18 protein-coding genes are annotated in these 18,055 nt (G+C 68.6%); 2 read left to right on the top strand and 16 right to left on the bottom strand.

Annotated elements, in window-relative coordinates; translation table 11 throughout:
- Nucleotides 1-121 precede the first annotated feature (121 nt).
- The gene (locus PFX98_RS13565; protein WP_285231033.1) at nucleotides 122-700 is read left to right on the top strand and encodes a GNAT family N-acetyltransferase; all 579 of its coding nucleotides are present in this window, start codon (nucleotides 122-124) and stop codon (nucleotides 698-700) included.
- Between the two features lie 32 nt (nucleotides 701-732).
- Here the strand turns inward: PFX98_RS13565 and PFX98_RS13560 are convergent, their stop codons facing one another.
- Genes PFX98_RS13560 through PFX98_RS13515 form a run of 10 tightly spaced genes read right to left on the bottom strand, consistent with a single transcriptional unit; the run spans nucleotide 733 to nucleotide 10,120 of the window.
- Nucleotides 733-1,332: a sugar transferase gene (locus tag PFX98_RS13560; RefSeq protein WP_285231032.1), complete on the bottom strand. Its 600-nt coding sequence runs from the start codon at nucleotides 1,330-1,332 to the stop codon at nucleotides 733-735.
- The gene (locus tag PFX98_RS13555) at nucleotides 1,332-2,507 is read right to left on the bottom strand and encodes a DegT/DnrJ/EryC1/StrS family aminotransferase (RefSeq protein WP_285231031.1); all 1,176 of its coding nucleotides are present in this window, start codon (nucleotides 2,505-2,507) and stop codon (nucleotides 1,332-1,334) included. The genes PFX98_RS13560 and PFX98_RS13555 overlap by 1 nt, the downstream gene beginning before the upstream one ends.
- A gap of 8 nt (nucleotides 2,508-2,515) precedes the next feature.
- Complete coding sequence (locus PFX98_RS13550; protein WP_285231030.1) at nucleotides 2,516-3,211, bottom strand: class I SAM-dependent methyltransferase; 696 nt, start codon at nucleotides 3,209-3,211, stop codon at nucleotides 2,516-2,518.
- On the bottom strand, nucleotides 3,208-4,434 hold the full coding sequence (locus PFX98_RS13545; RefSeq protein WP_285231029.1) for a glycosyltransferase family 4 protein: 1,227 nt from the start codon (nucleotides 4,432-4,434) through the stop codon (nucleotides 3,208-3,210). The genes PFX98_RS13550 and PFX98_RS13545 overlap by 4 nt, the downstream gene beginning before the upstream one ends.
- On the bottom strand, nucleotides 4,431-5,501 hold the full coding sequence (locus PFX98_RS13540; protein ID WP_285231028.1) for a glycosyltransferase: 1,071 nt from the start codon (nucleotides 5,499-5,501) through the stop codon (nucleotides 4,431-4,433). Before PFX98_RS13540 ends, PFX98_RS13545 begins: the two co-directional genes overlap by 4 nt.
- On the bottom strand, nucleotides 5,498-6,106 hold the full coding sequence (locus PFX98_RS13535) for an acyltransferase (RefSeq protein ID WP_285231027.1): 609 nt from the start codon (nucleotides 6,104-6,106) through the stop codon (nucleotides 5,498-5,500). Before PFX98_RS13535 ends, PFX98_RS13540 begins: the two co-directional genes overlap by 4 nt.
- Entirely contained in the window at nucleotides 6,090-7,325 is a 1,236-nt protein-coding gene (locus PFX98_RS13530) for a lipopolysaccharide biosynthesis protein (RefSeq protein WP_285231026.1), read from the bottom strand. Before PFX98_RS13530 ends, PFX98_RS13535 begins: the two co-directional genes overlap by 17 nt.
- A gap of 4 nt (nucleotides 7,326-7,329) precedes the next feature.
- Nucleotides 7,330-8,454: a DegT/DnrJ/EryC1/StrS family aminotransferase gene (locus tag PFX98_RS13525; RefSeq protein WP_285235591.1), complete on the bottom strand. Its 1,125-nt coding sequence runs from the start codon at nucleotides 8,452-8,454 to the stop codon at nucleotides 7,330-7,332.
- A gap of 5 nt (nucleotides 8,455-8,459) precedes the next feature.
- Nucleotides 8,460-9,053 carry an acyltransferase gene (locus tag PFX98_RS13520; RefSeq protein WP_285231025.1) on the bottom strand — a complete coding sequence of 198 codons (594 nt, stop codon included), beginning with the start codon at nucleotides 9,051-9,053 and terminating at the stop codon, nucleotides 8,460-8,462.
- A gap of 8 nt (nucleotides 9,054-9,061) precedes the next feature.
- Nucleotides 9,062-10,120 (bottom strand): Gfo/Idh/MocA family protein, encoded by a 1,059-nt coding sequence (locus PFX98_RS13515; RefSeq protein ID WP_285231024.1) that lies wholly within the window; start codon nucleotides 10,118-10,120, stop codon nucleotides 9,062-9,064.
- A 100-nt stretch (nucleotides 10,121-10,220) separates the two neighbouring features.
- Here PFX98_RS13515 and lysS point away from each other — a divergent pair, with 100 nt between their 5' ends.
- On the top strand, nucleotides 10,221-11,744 hold the full coding sequence (lysS, locus tag PFX98_RS13510) for a lysine--tRNA ligase (protein ID WP_285231023.1): 1,524 nt from the start codon (nucleotides 10,221-10,223) through the stop codon (nucleotides 11,742-11,744).
- Here the strand turns inward: lysS and PFX98_RS13505 are convergent.
- From PFX98_RS13505 to PFX98_RS13480, 6 genes are all read right to left on the bottom strand, one after another.
- Entirely contained in the window at nucleotides 11,739-13,091 is a 1,353-nt protein-coding gene (locus PFX98_RS13505; RefSeq protein WP_285231022.1) for a sensor histidine kinase, read from the bottom strand. The two genes, lysS and PFX98_RS13505, sit on opposite strands and share 6 nt — an antisense overlap.
- A 22-nt stretch (nucleotides 13,092-13,113) precedes the next feature.
- A complete protein-coding gene (locus tag PFX98_RS13500) occupies nucleotides 13,114-13,614 on the bottom strand; it encodes a response regulator (protein WP_285231021.1) in 501 nt (166 codons plus the stop codon).
- Between the two features lie 130 nt (nucleotides 13,615-13,744).
- The gene (locus PFX98_RS13495) at nucleotides 13,745-14,152 is read right to left on the bottom strand and encodes a DUF4148 domain-containing protein (protein ID WP_285231020.1); all 408 of its coding nucleotides are present in this window, start codon (nucleotides 14,150-14,152) and stop codon (nucleotides 13,745-13,747) included.
- 166 nt (nucleotides 14,153-14,318) lie between these two features.
- Nucleotides 14,319-15,107, bottom strand: a complete 789-nt coding sequence (locus tag PFX98_RS13490) for an enoyl-CoA hydratase (RefSeq protein WP_285231019.1) — start codon at nucleotides 15,105-15,107, stop codon at nucleotides 14,319-14,321.
- Nucleotides 15,104-16,168 (bottom strand): DUF3108 domain-containing protein, encoded by a 1,065-nt coding sequence (locus PFX98_RS13485; RefSeq protein ID WP_285231018.1) that lies wholly within the window; start codon nucleotides 16,166-16,168, stop codon nucleotides 15,104-15,106. The genes PFX98_RS13490 and PFX98_RS13485 overlap by 4 nt, the downstream gene beginning before the upstream one ends.
- Nucleotides 16,169-16,203: 35 nt before the next feature.
- Entirely contained in the window at nucleotides 16,204-18,054 is a 1,851-nt protein-coding gene (locus PFX98_RS13480) for a M61 family metallopeptidase (RefSeq protein ID WP_285231017.1), read from the bottom strand.
- Nucleotide 18,055: the final 1 nt, after the last annotated feature.

Below are 18,055 nucleotides of genomic sequence, written 5' to 3'. Positions count from 1 at the left end.
CAGCTGCTTCTGATTACAAAAAGACTGTACCCGCCGCGCTAGTTGGATCAAGAATGCGCGGGGAAGACGTTCGGCCTGTTATGCCGGCGCAAGCCAACCAGCATGTCTGCGGGGTGAAGTCATGAACCTTAGACACCTGATCCGTAGCAACGAAGAAGACCTTGCCCTCGCTGAAAGCATCGTGCTCGAAGCTGCGGACTATCGGCTGCAGACCTATGGGCAGTTCCCCGGCGCCGCTGATGGTGCATCGCTGTTTTCCTGCTTCCCGGCGGAGTGTGCTGACGATGACCGCTTCCTGTTTGCCGTCGTCGACCACAAGACTTCGGTCGGCCTGCTGCAGGTGGCACGCGGCTACCCTGCCCCAGACATCGCGCACATCGGGCTGCTGTTGCTCAGGCCGCAACAGCGACGCCGGCATATCGGCTGCCAGGCCGTCGAACATCTGGCTCACAAGCTCCGTACCTGGAAGGGCGTGACGCATATGCAGTTGGGCGTACTCACCAGCAACACGACCGCCATCCGCTTCTGGCAACACTGCGGCTTCGTGACCACCGCATCAGAATGCCGTGAACCCGGTTTCCTCAGCAGCGGCAATGTGATGGTGCGTGCCCTGAAAGCCAAGCCGGTCTGCAAGGGCGGCCGCTGCGAAATCAGCGCTGATCACGCGCATGCCAGGCATTTGGCCGCTGTCATGCGCTGAGGCCAACGCAGCCTCAGCCGCTCGACGCCTTCTCAACGGCTGAGTGCACGCAGGGTGCGCCAAATAATGCGCAAGTCCAGGCCCAGCGAGCGCTGCATCACGTACTGACAAGCCAGCTCGAGCTTCTGCGGCATCAGCACCTCCACATACTCGCGCTCCGGGTCAGCGGCGCGGGCCAGCAGCTCGCTCTCGTGGCGGAACTGCAGCGAGGCCGGGTCGGTGATGCCGGGGCGCACCGAGAGCACGATGCGGCGCTGCGCCTCCGGGTACAGCGCCACATAGCGCGGCACCTCGGGCCGCGGGCCCACCAGACTCATCGCGCCGCGCAGCACGTCCCAGAGCTGGGGCAGTTCGTCGAGCTTGCTGGCGCGCAGGAAGCGGCCGCTGCGCGTAATGCGCGGGTCGGCCCCCACGGTGATCTGCAGGCCCGGTGCGTCGCTGCTACGACTCACGTGCATGCTGCGGAACTTGTGGATCAGAAAGGGCTTGCCATGCCGCCCCACCCGCTCCTGGCGATAGAACACCGGGCCGGGCGTGTCCAGCTTCACCCACAGCGCCAGCAGCAGCAGCAGCGGCGCCAGCAGCGCCAGGCCCAGCGCGGCGCACAGAAAGTCAAAAACTCGCTTGGCCATCAACCGAGGGCAATTTCTCGTACCGCATCTATGACCCGCTGCACATCGGCATCGCTCATCGCGGTGTAGAGCGGGATGCTCAGCATGCGCTCGTAGGCCTTTTGCGAATGCGGGAACTGCTCGGGGCGCAGGTCGTAGCGGTCGCGCCAGTAGGGGTGCAGGTGCAGCGGGATGTAGTGCACGCTGCAGCCGATGCCCTTGGCGAACATGCGCTCGATGAAGACGTCGCGCTCCATCTCCAGCTCGTCGGCCAGGCGCAGCACATAGAGGTGCCAGGAATGCTTGTCGCCCTCGGGCGGCTGCGGCGGCAGGATCAGCGGCAGGTCGGCAAAGGCATCAAAGTAGGCCTGGGCGATCTGCTCGCGGCGCGCCTGGAAGGCATCGATGCGCTTGAGCTGATGCAGGCCCAGGGCGGCGGCGATATCGGTGAGGTTGTACTTGAAGCCGGGCGCGACGATCTCGTAGTACCAGCTGGGCACCTTGGCGGTGAAGCGGTCGAAGGCATCGCGGTTCATGCCATGCAGGCGCATTACCTTGGCGCGCTTGGCCAGCTCGGCGTTGCGCGTCACCAGCATGCCGCCCTCGCCGGTGGTCATGGTCTTGTTGGCGTAGAAGCTGAACACCGTGGCATCGCTGCCCATGGTGCCGATCAGCTCGCGCTCCAGCGTGGTGGGCAGGGCGTGCGCCGCGTCCTCCACCACGCGCAGGCCATGCTTTCGGGCCATGTCGAGGATGGCCAGCATGTCCACCGCCAGGCCGGCGTAATGCACCGGCACGATGGCGCGCGTGCGCGGCGTGATCGCGGCCTCCACCAGCTTGGGGTCGATGTTGAGCGTGAGCGGGTCGATGTCCACCAGCACCACGTCGGCGCCCAGGTAGCGCACCACCTCGGCGGTGGCGGTGAAGGTATGGGTGGTGGTGATGACCTCGTCGCCCGGGCCGATGCCCAGCGCCTCCAGCGCCAGATGCAGGCCGGCGGTGGCGGAGTTGACGGCGATGCACTCGGTCTGCCCATCGTCCCCGTTTTTGCCCAGGTACTCGGCAAAAGCCTGCTCGAAGCGCCTGGCCTTGGGCCCGGTGGTGACCCAGCCGGAGCGCAGGGTGTCCACCACCTCGGCGATTTCATCCTCGCCGATTTCGGGCAAGGCAAACGGAAGGAAGGGCAGATCGCTCATGGCAGGGCTTACTTTTCTATCACGGCCAGCACATGGGTGCGCAGCCAGGGAATGACATTGAACAGCGTATAGGCGGCGGGATGCAGGCGGCAGACGGCGCGCGCCAGCGGCGGTGCCAGCGTGACGCGCTGCACCCGCAGCCGCCCCGCGGGGAACAGCGCGCGCAGGCGCCGCAGCGGCACGCCGCGCACATCCGGGTTGCGCGGATTGTCGACGATGAAGTCGTACCAGAGCACCGCCCCGCCCGGTTTCAGCCAGCGCCACATGGCCTCGGCCAGCTGCCGCTGCACGGCATCGCTGAGGATGGAGGAGAACACGGTGGATTGCAGCACCAGATCCTGGCTGGCGTCCTGCAGCGGCGCTTGCGAGGCATCGCCCAGGTGCAGGTGCACGGCGGCGGGCAAGACCTGGCGCGCGGCCTGGTAGCGCTCCGGCAGCAGCTCGATGCCGCTCAGGTGCTCGGGCGCCAGCCCCAGGCGCAGCATCTCCAGCAGATTGCCGCCCGCGCCGCAGCCCACCTCGGTGAGGCACCAGTCCTGTGGCGCGCCGGGCCGCGCGGCCAGCTGGCGCCACAGCGCGCGCTGGCGCTCCTGCAGCATCTGCCAGACCTCGGGGCGCAGCAGGCTGTAGCGGTCCGAGGGCGCACGCCTGGCGTAGCGCGCCGCGATCGCGTCCAGCTCCTGCTTGCGCTCCTTTTCGCTCATTGCAGGGCCTGGATGAAGCGCGCCGCCAGCACCGGATAGGTGTGCTGGGCCAGCACAAAGGCGCGGCCGCGCGCGCCCATCGCGGCGCGCTCCGCGGCCGGCAGCGCCGCCAGACGGCGCACGCCCTCGGCCACCGCGCTAGCATCCTCGGGCGGCACGGTCAGGCCGGCGCCGGCCTCGGCCACCGGGTCGTTGCCCGCCTCCACCGAATGCAGCACCGGCCGCTCGGCCATCATGTAGTCCATCAGCTTGTTGGGCGCGATGCCGAAGCGGTAGATGGGGGTGCGCTGCCAGCCGATGTAGGCGATGTCGAAGGCGGCCAGCAGGGCCGGGATCTGGCGCTTGGGAATGGGCGCGAACATCGCTACATGGCTCAGCCCCTCGGCGCGCACACGCGCTTCAAGGCGCGCCTTCTCGTGGCCACCACCGACCAGCACGATGCTGATGGCGTCGTGCTTCAGGAGCCGGGCTGCATCCAGCAACGTGTCCAGCGCATTCGGCAGGCCGTGCGAGCCGGCATAGCCCAGCACCAGGCGGCCGGCAGCCTTCTGGGCTTCAAGGTGTGCTGCCAGCTCGGCATTCAGCGGCACGCCCTGCCTGTCCTCGTCAGCCTGCCATTCGTCCAGCGCAATGCCATTGGGCACGATGTGGAGCTTGCGCAGATCCAGCCCATGCGCGGCCATGTGATCCTGCACCTTGGGCAACATCGAGACCACCACATCGGCATCGCGGTAGGCCTCGTTCTCGGCCTTCTGGCACAGCAGCGCAAAGGGGTGGCGTGGCGACATGCCCGAAAGCTCGATGGGCGAGAGCGGCCAGAGGTCGTGCACCTCGTAGACCAGCTTGGCGCGGGCCATGCGGGCGACGCGGCGCGCCACCCAGATGTCCATCGGATAGGTGCTGGAGGCGATCACCGCATCGGGTGCGAACTCGCGCGCCAGCATCTCGGCATCGTTCCAGACCTGGCGGCAGAAGGCCCAGATATTGCGCACCCGGCCCAGGCCATTGCCCTCGTAGGCCGGCGTGTCGTACCAGCAGTAGGCAATGCCATCGATCGTCTGGCCGCCGGGCTGCGGCTGGCTGCTGCGCACATGCGAGTGCGAGGCCGCCAGTATCAGCACCTGGTGCCCCGCGCGCACCCACTCACGCGCCAGGTAATAGGGCCGGTATTCCATGCCATGCTGGGGCGAGCCGGCGTAATGGTTGATGAGCAGGATCTTCATGTCGTGGGGAATTGGCGCAGGCGCGCCAGAAAACGCTGCACCGCCGGGGCGAACAGGCCATGCCTGGCGACCCAGGCGCGATTGGCGGCACCGGCGCGCTCGGCGCTGGCGCTCAGCTCTTGCAGACGAAGCGGCAAGCCGGCCAGATCTTCGTCATCACGCAGGATCAGGCCGCCATCCGGCTTCAGCAACTCATGATTGGCTGGCAGGTCGGAGAGGATAGGTAAGCATTCATGCGCCATCGCCTCCAGCACCGAGACCGACACCGAATCGCTCTGCGGCAGGCTCAGATACCAGCGCGCGCGGGCGTAATGGCCGGCCTGAGTCTTGGCGTCAAGGCGGCCGACGAACTCGACCCGTTCGGCCAGGCCCAGCGCGGCCACCTGAGCCTGCAGGGCGGTACGCAAAGAGCCATCGTTGGCCACCACCAGGCGCGCCTCGGGCCGCTGCGCCGCCACCGCGGCGAAGGCCGAGATCACGCGCTCGGGCCGGTAGATTGGCTCCAGCCCACGATTCGCGAAGAACAGCCAGGGCTGCTTGCGCGCGCCCTGCTTGGGCAGTTCCTCCAGGCCGAAGGGAAAGGTCATGACCTCGGCGGCGCCCAGTTCACGCATGCGCGCGGCCATGTGTGCGGAGTCGGAGGTGGTGATGTCGCAGGCCTGCAGCACGCGCCGCATCAGCCAGCGGTAGGGCCAGCCCTGCTCGGGCGTGACCAGGATGTCGCTGCCCCAGGCCGAGCCGGCAATGTGCGCGCGCAAGCCCCAGCCGCGCCTGGCCAGCCAGGCCAGCGTGCCATGCGAGGTCAGGTAATGGGCGTGCAGCCAATCGGCATCCACGCGCCTGAGCCATTGCGCCAGCGCCGGCAGCCTCTTCAGCACCGCAAAATTGCCGCCGCCATGCGCGGGGTCGGTCAGCATGGCGTAGCGGCGCTCGGCCGGGATCAGGGCCTCGAAGGCCGCGGAGAAGCCGCGCGACGACGCGGCCCAGAGCTCCAGCTCGGGCGCCAGCGCGCGCGCCCACTTGAGCAGATGCGGGCTCTCGCCATCGCCGATCAGCACCAGCCTCATGGCCTGGCGGCCTCGGGCAGTTCTTTGGCCCAGGCCTGGTAATGCGCGGCCAGCCAGGGGTATTGGGCCAGCAGCTTGGCATCGCCATGGCGCACGTCGCCGATCACCCGGGCGGGCTGGCCGGCCACGATGGCGAAGTCCGGCACCTCGCCGCGCACCTGCGCGTAGGCGCACACCACCACGCCGCGGCCGATGCGGGTGTTCGCCTCGATCAGGCTGTGCGGGCCGATGAAGCAGTAGGGGCCGATCTCCACGGGCCCCTTCACATAGCCGGGCGCCGGCCCCTGCTGCGCCGCATAGCCGCGCCCCAGCAGGCGCAGGCTGCGGTGCGAGCTGTGCGTGACGATGCTGACGAAGTTGGTGATCTGCACGCCCTCGCCTATCGTCAGCCCGCCATGGGCGTCGAGAAAATTGAACTGGCCGATGAAGACATGATCGGCCAGCTGCAGCTGGCGCTCGCCCTCGATGCAGGTGCTGGGCGCGATGCGCGTGTGCGGCAAGACCTGGCCCTGGGCCGAGCGCTCGCCGAACACGATGCGGAAGAACAGCGCCCGCCACAGCGCGCGGCGGCAGCGGTTGAAGACGCTTCTAAGCCAGGCGCTCATGCTCAGCAAAGCCTTTCCAGTTGGCCAGGGCCCAGAAGAAATAGCCGAAGTACAGCAGCATCGCGGCCGACACGCCCCAGGCCGCGCCGATCAGGCCGCTCCAGCGCAGGCCCAGCACCAGCCCCAGCACAAAGGCCGCCTGCCCCACGAGGGCCAGGCGCAGCGCCCAGGCCTGCGCGCCCCAGGCCATGGTGGCCACCGACAGCGGCGAGGCCACGAAGTGCAGGGCGATGTAGGGTGCCAGCGCGCGCGCCAGTTCACCGGCATCATGCCAGCGCTCGCCGAACACGCGCGCGAACAGCCAGGGGCCCCACAGCATCAGCACCGCCATCAAAGGAAGGGCCAGGGCCACCAGCAGGGCCATGGACTTGCGCACCAGGGCCAGGGCCTCGGCGGCACTGGCGGCCGCCACCAGGCGCGGATACAGGGTCTGCGACAGTGCCCCGCCCACCAGGCCGGCGGGCGCCTTCAGATAGCGCAAGGCCAGCGCCCAGTAGCCGGCGGCGGCGTCGCCCGCCCAGGCGGCGATCAGCAACATGGCCAGGCTGTCCTGCAGGGCGGTGGCGAAGGCATGCGGGGTGTTGAGCAGGGGGAAATCGCGGTGGCGGCGAGCCAGGCGCTGCAGGCCCTCGCGGGGCTGGCGCAGCAGGCCACGCCAGCCACCCACGGGGGCGGGCCGCGCCAGCAGCACGGCCGTGGCCAGGCCCGCCAGCACCGGCCCCATCAGCAGGCCCCAGGCCCCCAGCTGCAGCAGGCCCAGCGCCACCTGGGCCAGCGCGCCGCCGCCATATTGCAGCACGCGTGCCACCGCCAGCAGCTGGAAGCGCTGCGCCCGGCTGGCCCAGAGCGTGAGCCATTGCGTGGCCGCGCCGGCCAGCACCGCCAGCGGCAACCACCAGGCCAGCTCAAGCTGCTGGCGCCAGGCCAGCAGGCCACCCACCACCACGGCCACCGCCGTCACCACCAGCAGCAGGCGCAGGCACAGCCCCATCAGCAGGGCCGCGTCGGACTCGTCCTTTTCAAGCGGCAGGGCAAACTCGTAGCGCGCGCAGCCCACCACCGCCAGATTGGTGGCGACCGACCAGACCAGGCTGAAATGGCCAAATTCATTGGGCGAGAACAGGCGCGTGATCCAGGGCCCCAGCAGCAGCGGCAACAGCTGGGCCAAGGCCCCGCCGGCCAGCAGGGTCAGGGTGGCCCTGAACAGCCCATGCCTCACCGGCTCACACCCTGGCCACGTGTTGCTGCAAGGCCTGGCGCAGCGCCGCCACCACCACGTCCTGCTGCGCCTCGCTGAGGTCGGCGCTCATCGGCAGGCTCATGACGCGCCGCGCCGCCGCCTCGGCATGCGGCAAGACCTGGCCCCGGCCGAAGCGCTCATAGGCCGGCTGTTGATGCAGGGGGCGCGGATAGTGGATGGCGGTGGGGATGCCGGCGCCGTTGAGCGATTTGAAGACCGCCTCGCGCGCCTCGATCTGCAGCGTGAACTGGGCCCAGACGCAATCGCGGTTGCCGCGCACGGCCAGGCGCTGAACGCCCAGTGCCTCGGGCAGGCCGGCCAGCAGCTCCTGGTAGCGCTCGCCGATCGCCAGACGCCGCGCGATCTCCCAGTCGAAGCGCTCCAGCTTGGCCAGCACCACCGCGCATTGAATGGTGTCCATGCGGCCGCCCACGCCCAGCCGGGTGTGGGTGTAGCGCTGGCTCTGGCCATGCACGCGGATCTCGCGCGCGGCCTGCGCCAGCGCGTCGTCGTCGGTGAAGAGCGCGCCGCCATCGCCATAGCAGCCCAGCGGCTTGCTGGGGAAGAAGCTGGTGGCGCCCCAGGTGGAGAGGCCGCAGCTCTTGCGGCCACGGTAGCTGGCGCCAAAGCTCTGCGCGGCGTCCTCGATCACCGGCAGCCCGCCATGCCGGGCGGCGATGGCGTTGATCTCGTCCATATCGCAGACCTGGCCGTACAGGCTCACCGGCATGATGGCGCGGGTGCGCGGCGTGATGGCCGCTTCGATCAGCTTGGGGTCGATATTGCAGGTGTCGGGCTCGATGTCCACGAACACCGGCACGCCGCCCAGCAGCACGATGGTCTCGGCGGTGGCCGCAAAGGTGAAGGGTGTGGTGATGACCTCGTCGCCGGGCTGCAGGTCCAGCGCCATCAGCGCGATCAGCAAGGCCTCGGTGCCACTGGCCACGCTGATGCAGTGCTTCACGCCCACATGGGCGGCGAGCTTCTCCTCCAGCTCCTTGACCTCGGGGCCCATGATGTACTGGCCATGGTCCAGCACGCGCTGGATGCGCGCATCGATGCTGGTCTTGAGGGCGGCGTATTGCGCCTTGAGGTCGATGAAGGGCAGCAGGCTCACGCGAGGTTTCCTTGTGTCACGAGCACGCAGCAGCGCTCGTCGTCCTGGAGTTCGTAGACATCGCCGGTGTGCGGGCATTGCGCGCGGCCCTGGGCGTCGAAGACCAGGCGCTCGCCGTAGCGACTCATCCAGCCGATGCGGCGCGCCGGCACGCCCACCATCAGCGCGAAATCGGCCACATCCTTTTGCACCACCGCACCGGCGCCGATGAAGGCATGGCTGCCGATGGTGCTGCCGCAGACGATGGTGCAGTTGGCGCCCAGGGTGGCGCCACGCTTCACCAGGGTGCGGCGGTACTCGGCCTTGCGGGCCACCGCGGCGCGCGGGTTGTAGACATTGGTGAACACCATCGAAGGGCCGCAGAACACATCGTCCTCCAGCGTCACCGCGTCGTAGACCGAGACGTTGTTCTGGATGCGCACGTTGTTGCCAATGGCCACATCGTTGCCCACGTAGACGCCCTGCCCCAGCGAGCAGCCCGCGCCGATGCGCGCGCCCGGGCTCACATGGGCGAAGTGCCAGACCTTGGTGCCCTCGCCGAGCTGCGCACCCTCATCGACGATGGCGCTGTCGTGTTTCCAGTAGCTCATGGCGCGATTCAGAAGACGAGCGGCAGACCGACGCGCTGGCCGTCGCGCGCGCTGCGGTAGGCCGCGATCAGGATCTCCAGCGAGCGCAGGCCCTCGTAGCCATCGACCTCGGCGCTGGCCTCGCCGCGCAGGGTCTGGATAACGTTGTCGTAGTAAAGCGGATGGCCATGGCCATAGACGCTGCCGGTCTCATAACTCGCATTGCGCACCGCTTCGTCGTCCGCATGCGGCTCGGCGAACTGCCAATGCTCGATCTTGTTGACCGCGGTGCCGCCGATCTTGACCGTGCCCTTCTCGCCCAGGATGGTGATCGAGCCTTCCAGGTTCTGCGGGTAGGTGAGCATGGTGACGTTGATGGACGCCAGGCCGCCATGGCGCAGGCGCGCGCTCAGCACGCCGGTGTCCTCGGCCTCGATGTCGCGCGCCAGCGTGGCGGTGTAGGCATGCACGCTGTCCACCGGGCCGACCAGCCAGTCCAGCAGGTCGACGTAATGGCTGGCCTGGTTCATGAAGGCGCCGCCGTCCAGATCCCAGCGGCCGCGCCAGGGGGCGGCATCGTAATAGCTTTGCGGGCGCGTCCAGAACACGTTCACGGTGCTCATATAGATGCGGCCGAAGCGGCCCTGATCGATGGCGCGCTTGACCAGCTGCACGGTGCTGTTGAGGCGGTTCTGCTTCACCACGAAGAGCTTGACGCCGGCATCGCGGCAGGCGCGCACCATCGCCATGCCTTCCTCGAACTTGGTGGCCATGGGCTTCTCGCTCAGCACATGGCGGCCGCTGCGGGCCACGGCCATGGCCTGCTGCGAATGCAGGCCGCTGGGCGTGGCGAGCACCACCACGTCGGCATCGCTTGCTGCCAGCAAGGCCTCCAACGAGGCAAAGCCTGCTGCGCCGGTGGCGGCCACCGCGGCTTGCAAGGCGGACGGTTGATGATCGCAAACCGCCACCAGTTCGGCGCGGCCGGCATGCTTGGCGAGCGCCTCGATATGGTTCTTGGCGATGCGGCCGCAGCCCACCAGGGCGAAGCGTATCGGTCGATCGAGGATGGGCAGCGCGAGCGTCATGGGGGGCCAAATTCAGGCGAAGCAGCAGATTCTACGGGGGGGCTCCCGTGCAAACCCCGCGCACCGCCTAAAATCGCCGCCAATTCAATGAGTTGACGCGATGACCCAGCACAGCCCCGCCGCCCCCCACCACAGCCCTGCCGCGCAGGATGAAAACCAGCTGATCACCGAACGCCGCGAGAAACTGGCCGCCCTGCGCGCCAAGACCGCCGTCCCCTTCCCCAACGATTTCAAGCCCCAGCACCGCGCCCTGCCGCTGGCGCAGCGCTATGGCGCGCTGGCCAACGAGGAACTCGAGCCGCAGGCGGTGGCGGTGAGCGTGGCGGGCCGCCTGATGCTCAAGCGCGTGATGGGCAAGGCCAGCTTCGGCACCCTGCAGGACGCCACCGGCCGCATCCAGCTCTTCGTCACCAAGGACGGCGTGGGCGAGGAAAGCTACGAGGCCTTCAAGCACCTGGATCTGGGCGACATCGTCGGTGCCGAGGGCACGCTGTTCCGCACCAAGACGGGCGAGCTGTCGGTGCGCGTCAGCAATCTGCGCCTGCTCACCAAGAGCCTGCGCCCGCTGCCGGACAAGTTCCACGGCATGAGCGACCAGGAGCAGAAGTACCGCCAGCGCTATGTGGACCTGATCACCGACGAGCAGGCGCGCGCCCGCTTCGTGGCGCGCTCCAAGGCGGTGTCCTCGATCCGCAGCCATATGGTGGAGCATGGTTTCCTGGAAGTGGAAACGCCGATGCTGCACCCGATCCCGGGCGGCGCGAACGCCAAGCCCTTCATCACCCACCACAACGCGCTGGACCAGGAGATGTACCTGCGCATCGCGCCCGAGCTCTACCTCAAGCGCCTGATCGTGGGCGGCTTCGAGCGCGTGTTCGAGATCAACCGCAATTTCCGCAACGAAGGCATCTCGGTCCGGCACAACCCCGAGTTCACGATGATGGAGTTCTATGCGGCCTACTGGACGCACCATGATCTGATGGACTTCACCGAGGAGGTGCTGCGCCACGCCGCGCGCGCCGCCACCGGCAATGCGCGCGTCAGCTATGCGGGCAAGGAAGTGCACCTGGACCAGCCCTTCGCCCGCCTGTCGGTGCGCGACTCGCTCATCGCCCATGCCGGCCTCTCGGCCGCCGAGGCCGATGACGCTAGCGCGCTGCATGCCAAGCTGAAGGCGCTGGGCGAGGAGCCGCCCAAGCACTGGACCCTGGCCGAGCTGCAGTTCGGCATGTTCGAGGCGGTGGTGGAAGAAAAGCTCTGGCAGCCCACCTTCATCATCGACTACCCGGTGGAGGTCTCGCCGCTGGCGCGCGCCTCCGACACCAACCCCAAGATCACCGAGCGCTTCGAGCTCTTCATCACCGGCCGCGAGTACGCCAACGGCTTCTCGGAGCTGAACGACGCCGAAGACCAGGCCGCGCGCTTCCAGGCCCAGGTGGCCAACAAGGATGCCGGCGACGAGGAGGCGATGTTCTACGACGCCGACTTCATCCGCGCGCTGGAATACGGCATGCCCCCCACCGGCGGCTGCGGCATCGGCATCGACCGGCTGATGATGCTGATCACCGACTCGCCGAGCATCCGCGACGTGATCCTGTTCCCGGCGCTGCGCCGGGAATCATGAGGCCACCACGCCGGGCAGCAGCAGGCTGACGCGCAGCCCCTGCCCCGGCTCGCTTTCCAGCGTCAGGCTGCCGCCGAGGCGCTGCACCAGGGTGTAGACGATGTGCAAGCCCAGCCCGCTGCCGCCCTCGCCGCGGCGGGTGGTGAAGAAGGGCTCCAACATGCGCGAACGCAGCTCGGCCGTGACGCCCACGCCGTTGTCCTCGAACACATAGCGCAGGCCATCGCCCTGCTGCTGCACCGCGAGGCTCAGCAGCAGGTCCGGGCGGCCGCCATGGATCAGGGCGTTCATCAGCAGGTTGGAGGTGATCTGCGCCAGCATGCCGGCGGCCATGCGCACGCGCAGCCCGGGCGGCACCTGCAGCTGCATGCGGGCCTCATGCTTGCTGATCTCGGCATGGTGGGCCGTCACCAGCGCCTCCAGGTAGTCGGCCAGCACAAACTCGCGCACCTCCTCCGAACTCTGGTCCACCGCCAGGTTCTTGAAATTGCCGATCAGCTCGGCCGCGCGCTGCAGATTGCGCTCCACCAGTTCGGCGGACTGGGCAATCTGCGAGGACAGCGTGGCCAGCCGGCTGCGCGATACCTTCTCGCTGGCCAGCATCTCGGTGATCTCGCCGGCAAAGCGCCGCAGGCCGGATGAGGAGGTGATGGCGACACCGATCGGCGTGTTCACCTCATGCGCCACGCCCGCCACCAGCCCGCCCAGGGCCGCCAGCTTCTCATGCTCGACCAGGTGCGCGCGCGCCTCCTCCAGCGCGCGCGTGCGCCGCGCCACCAGGGCCTCCAGTTCGGCCTCGCGCGCACGGTGCTGCAGCTCGGCCGCACAGCGCGCCGCAAAAATGGACAGCAGCGACAGCGCCAGCAGGCGCTTGCCTTCGTCCATCGGCCGCACGTCCATCGCCGTCAGGATGCCCAGGGTCTTGCCCTCGGTGCTGACCATGGGCATGCCGATATAGCTTTGCGCCCCCATGTCCACCAGCAGCTGGTCCTGCGGATACTCGGCTTGCACGCCGCTGGGGTGGAAGCACATGTCCTGGCAGCTGACGTTCTGGCAGGGCGTGCCGTCCAGGCCATAGGTGATGTTGGGAATGAAGTCGCTGCCCGCCCACACCGCCAGCGTGCGGGCGGCCTCGCTGCCCTGCACGCTGCACAGCTCGCCGGCGATCACGTAATGCACGTCCAGCGCCTTGGCCAGGTCGCGCACCAGCACGCGGAAGAATTCGTCGCCGCTGACGCGCGAGGTGCTGAGGGTGATGGAGCGCAGCGCCGCCTCGGCCAGCGCGCGCCCCTCATCGACCGAGAACAGCCGCTCGGGTCCGGCGCTGGCAGCCAGGGTGTTGTTCATGCGGCGCTCCTTGCATCATTCGTCAGGCCGGCGACAAGCAGCCGCCGGCGGACAGGATATCGCGGTAGTTGCGCAAGGCCAGCAGGCAGACGCGGTTCAGCAGGCGGTCGGTCAGATCGGTCTTCTGGCAGTACTCGTTGACATCGTGCTGGCGCAGCACCTCGTACTCGGACAGCCTGCCGGCCTGGCCGGTGCGGATGACGATGCGCGCGCGCGGGCTGCGCGACTCGCGGCGTATGCGGGCCACCAGGTCCAGGCCCGCGGTCTCGGTCTCCATCACCACGTCCAGCAGCACCACCGCGATGTCGTCGCGCTGTCGCAGCATGGCCTCGGCCTGACGCGCACTCTGGGCATGCAGCAGACTGACGCCGCGGCCGTCGAGCGCCAGCTCGGCCAGCACCAGGGCGCTGACCTCGTGCACGCCGGGCTCGTCGTCCACCACCAACACCACCCAGGGCGTCAGGCGCTCGTCCCGAGCCGGCGTGTCTTCGTCGGAAAAATACAGGAGATCGTCGTCTGCCACGGTTCCCTCGCACGATGCGGCCAACCATGCCGCCAAAGCGGCCAGGCCGACCCGCATTGAAGCATATGCCGGCCCCAATGAGACACGCCCCGCGAACAGCGGGGCGTGATCAAGGCGGGGTGGCGCCGGTTTACTTGCCGGCCAGCACCGGGGTGCCGCTGATGCCACGCGTCACCGCGAAGTAGCCGGGGCCGCCTTCGGAGAACTGCTCTTCCAGTTCACCGGTTTCGCGGGCACGTTGCAGCTCGGCCACCACCTCGGCGCGGGTCTTGCCCTTGACGGGGGCAGCGGCGGGCAGCGTGGCCGGCTTGACGGCTTCGCTGGCGCTCAGGGTGTGGGCCTTCGGCGCATTCACCGGTGCGGCCAGGGCGCCAACGCCTTCCATCTCGGCGGCACGCTGGGCCAGCTCGCCGCTGGCGCGGGCCTGCTGCAGTTCGGCCAGCACTTGTTCGCGCGTCTTGCTTTGGGCATTGGCACCGGAGGCGACGGCCAGACCGGCCAGCACGAGAGCGACGGAGATCGTAGAGAGCTTGTTCATGACGGGGTCCTTGGGGTTCGTTGACTTGAACCGTGGCGCCTATCGCCGGGTCCATGGAACGAACTGTAGGGACTCCGCCCTAGGGAAAACACTAGTCAAATCGCAAAAGACTATTCCTGTTTAACCAAGAATCTTTTGGAATATGACGAATGACACCCAAGCTGCGTCAACGATGCTGGAAACCCGGCTGGCGCTTGGCGAGGAAGGCCTCCATGCCTTCGCGCTGGTCCTCGGTGCCGAACAGGGCGTGGAAATAGCGCCGCTCCACCGCCACGCCATCCTTCAGCGGGCCCTGGTAGGCCAGGTTCACCAGCTCCTTGATCAGCATCACCGAGGGGCCGCTGAAGCCATTGATGGTCTCGGCCGCGGCCAGGGCGTCGGTCAGCAGCTGATCCGCCGGCACCACGCGCGACACCAGGCCGCCGCGCTCGGCCTCGGCCGCATCCATCATGCGCGCGGTGAGCAGCATGTCCATGGCCTTGCTCTTGCCGATCGCGCGCGGCAGGCGCTGGGTGCCACCGGCGCCCGGGATGATGCCCAGCTTGATCTCGGGCTGGCCGAACTTGGCGCTATCGGCGGCGATGATGAAGTCGCACATCATCGCCAGCTCGCAGCCGCCGCCCAGCGCGAAGCCGGCCACCGCGGCGATCACCGGCTTGCGCACCTGCAGAATGGTTTCCCAGTTCTTCGAGATCAGGCCGCTCTTGAAGGCGCTGATGAAGGTGTGCGGCGCCATCGTCGGGATGTCGGCGCCGGCGGCAAAGGCACGCTCGGAACCGGTCAGCACGATGCAGCCGATGCTGTCATCGGCATCGAAGGCCAGCAGGGCCTGGCCCAGCTCGTCCATCAGCTGGTCGTTCAGCGCATTCAGCTGCTTGGGGCGGTTCAGGGTGATCAGGCCGGTCTTGCGGGCGCCATCGCCGCGCGTTTCGGTCAGGATGCATTCGTAGCTCATGGGGACTCCTTGGATGGGGGATCTGCTTGGGGCTGAACTATAGGCTGGGCGACCGGCTGGGCTTCCTGCAGCGGCGCCTGCTTGAGCATCAGGTCCACATAGGTCTGCTCGTCCTGCACGATGCGCAGGCGCACCGGCAGGTATTGCAGGGCGGGCGCCAGCCACACCTCCGCCTTCAGGTCGCCGCTGGTGTTCTGCACCGTCGGGCGCAGGTGCCAGGTCTTGAGGGGGCCGAGCGGGGTCTCCAGCTCTTCCTCGCCCAGCAGCTCGTAGCGCCAGCGGTAGAGCCGCCGCGGCAGGGCCAGCGGCAGCTCCACCACCCGCCCCGGCTGCAAGGCCTCGCGGCCGGTCAGGAACAGCCAGGTGAGCTGCACGAACTGGCTGGCCGTGTCCTGCACGCCAGCCGGTGCAGCCTCGCGCCGGCCATTCGGAAACTGCAGCGTCTCGCCCTCGAACTGCAGGGTGATGCGGCGGCGCTCGCTGAACAGGATGCGGGTGTCCTCGTCGTAGCGGCGCGGCGCGATGCCCTGCGGCGTGAGCTCGCCCTCGCTGCTCATGCGGCGCGAGATCAGCGGCGCAAAGCTGGGGCCTATCGCCACGTCGAGATGCACCTGGTAGCGGCTGCCCTGGCGCAACCACTGCACCTGGGCACTGCCATGCACCTCGCCGCGGTAGTTGCCCAGCAGGCGGTAGTCCAGTTGGGTGGAAGCGGGCCATTCGGGGCCGGGCTCAAACGCAGCGGCTGATGACGATGCAGATGCCGCCGGCGCGGGCGCCGCGGCGAGCGGGGGCAGTGCGGGCATGGCCGGCAGCGGCTCGGGCGCCGGGGGTGGCAGCAGAGGCAAGGCCGCCGGCGCGGCCGCAAAACGCGTCGGCCGTGGCGCCAGCGCGCGCGCGCGGGCCGCCGGCCGGGTAGGCGTCGCGGGCCGCAGCTCGCGCACGAACGCGGCCTGCAGGCGCGGCGGCATCGCCTCGGTCGGCGCACGCCAGCCCTGCTGCAGCCGGACCACCTGCTCGCTCAGCCAGAGATGGGCCAGCAGCACGCCGGCCAACAGGCCCATCCAAGCCAGTCGATGCTGCCGCCGAGGCCTCGGCTTCAGCCGCCCAGCCATGCCCGGCGCAGGCTCAGCGCGCGCGCCGGCGCCTTGGCCGCAGGGCTCAGCGCCACCGGCGTGGCGGCGGCCTCGCCGGTGGGCAGCTGCAGCAGCAGCATCAGCACGCGCTGGTCGCGCACCACCAGCCATTCCATGTGCGTCAGCCGTTCGGGCTGCAGGCCCAGCAGCGCGTCTTCCAGCTTGCGCAGGCGCCAGCTATTGCAGGCCAGGATCTCGTCGCCGGCGCAGAAACCGGCGGCCAGCGCGGCCGAGCCCTGCAGCACCTGCTTGACGACGATGCTGCCGTTCTCGGACACGCGCAGCCCGATGCGCTGCGCCAGGCTGGGCTTGTCGGCCGCCCAGCGTAGGCCGAAGCGCTCCAGCAGCGCCGGCAGCGGCAGATCGTCGGTGCCATGCACCCACAGGGTCAGGTCTTGCGCCAGCGCCGCACCGCCCAGCTCGGTCACGGCGGCCATGATGTCGGCCTCGCCGATCGGGCCGCCACCGCTGCGCTGCCACAGCAGGCGCATCACCGCGTCGAGACTTGACGGCCCCGAGTTCCGGGCTGCGCCCTCCCCGCCCCCCGAGGGGGACAAGCAAACTTGGGACGGCCCGGCATTTGCTTGAGCGCGCGGCTTGTCGGCACTGCGCAGCGCCAGGTCCAGCGCCATCGCCACCATGGCTCCCTTGGTGTAGTAGCTCACCACCGCGTTGGGGGTGTTCTCATCCTGGCGGTAGTACTTGACCCAGGCGTCGAAGCTGGACTGCGCCACGCTCTGGTGCTTGCGCCCGGGCGCACCCAGCACGCCGCTGAAGGTACCGGCAATCAGCTTCAGGTAGCGGGCCTCATCGATCAGGCCGCTGCGCACTAGGAACAGCTCGTCGTAATAGGAGGTGAAGCCCTCGAAGAACCACAGCAGCTGGGTGTAGTTCTCCTGGCCGTAGTCGAAGCTAGCGAACACATCGGGCCGCAGGCGCTTGACGTTCCAGGTGTGGAAATACTCGTGGCTGATCAGGCCCAGCAGGCGCACATAGCCCTCGCTCAGCTCGGTCTGGCCCAGGCGCGGCAGGTCGCGGCGCGCGGCGATCAGGGCCGTGCTGGCGCGGTGCTCGAGGCCACCGTAGCTGTCGTCCACCGCGTTGAGCAGGAACACGTAGCGCTCAAAAGGCGGTTTTCCGGGCGGCTTGCCGGCGCGCTTGCCGGGCGGATGGGCGCCGTGCCAGAAATCGATCTGGGCCTCGCAGATGCGCTGGGCGTCGCGCAGCAGGCGATCGCCGTCGAGGATGGGATAGGCACCCGCCACCACGAACTCGTGCGGCACGCCGGCGGCGCTGAACTGGCCGCGCCAGAACTTGCCGAGCTCGAAGGGATGGTCCACCAGTTCGTCGTAGTCGGCCGCCTCGTAGCTGGCCTTGCCGCGGCCCGCGCGCATGCCGGTGGCCACCTGCCAGCCGGGCAGCAGGCCGGCCAGGTCGATGCCATGCGGCTCGCCCTCGCGCCCATGCACGCGCAGGCACAGGCTGGTGCCGTTGAAGAAACCGCGCTGGGCATCGAGAAAGGCCGCACGCACCGAGGTGTCGAAGGCATAGACCTGGTAGCTCAGCACCAGCGCGGCACGGCCGCTGCAGCGCACCTGCCAGGCGCATTTGCTGGTCTGATGCACCGGCAGTTCGCGCTGGCCCTGGCGCGCGCGCAGGCCGCTCAGGTGGCGTGCAAACTCGCGCACCATATAGCTGCCCGGAATCCACACCGGCAGGCTGAAGGCCTGCTCGGCGGACGGCGCGGTCACCGTCAGGGTGACGCGGTACAGATGCGCTTGCGCGTCGGCAATCTCGATCTTGTAGTGGATCATC

The sequence above is a fragment of the Paucibacter sediminis genome, from assembly GCF_030254645.1.
GTDB classification, from domain to species: domain Bacteria; phylum Pseudomonadota; class Gammaproteobacteria; order Burkholderiales; family Burkholderiaceae_C; genus Paucibacter_B; species Paucibacter_B sediminis.
The sequence above is the reverse complement of the archived record's forward strand: the minus strand, read 5'-3'. Positions and strand labels throughout refer to the sequence as shown.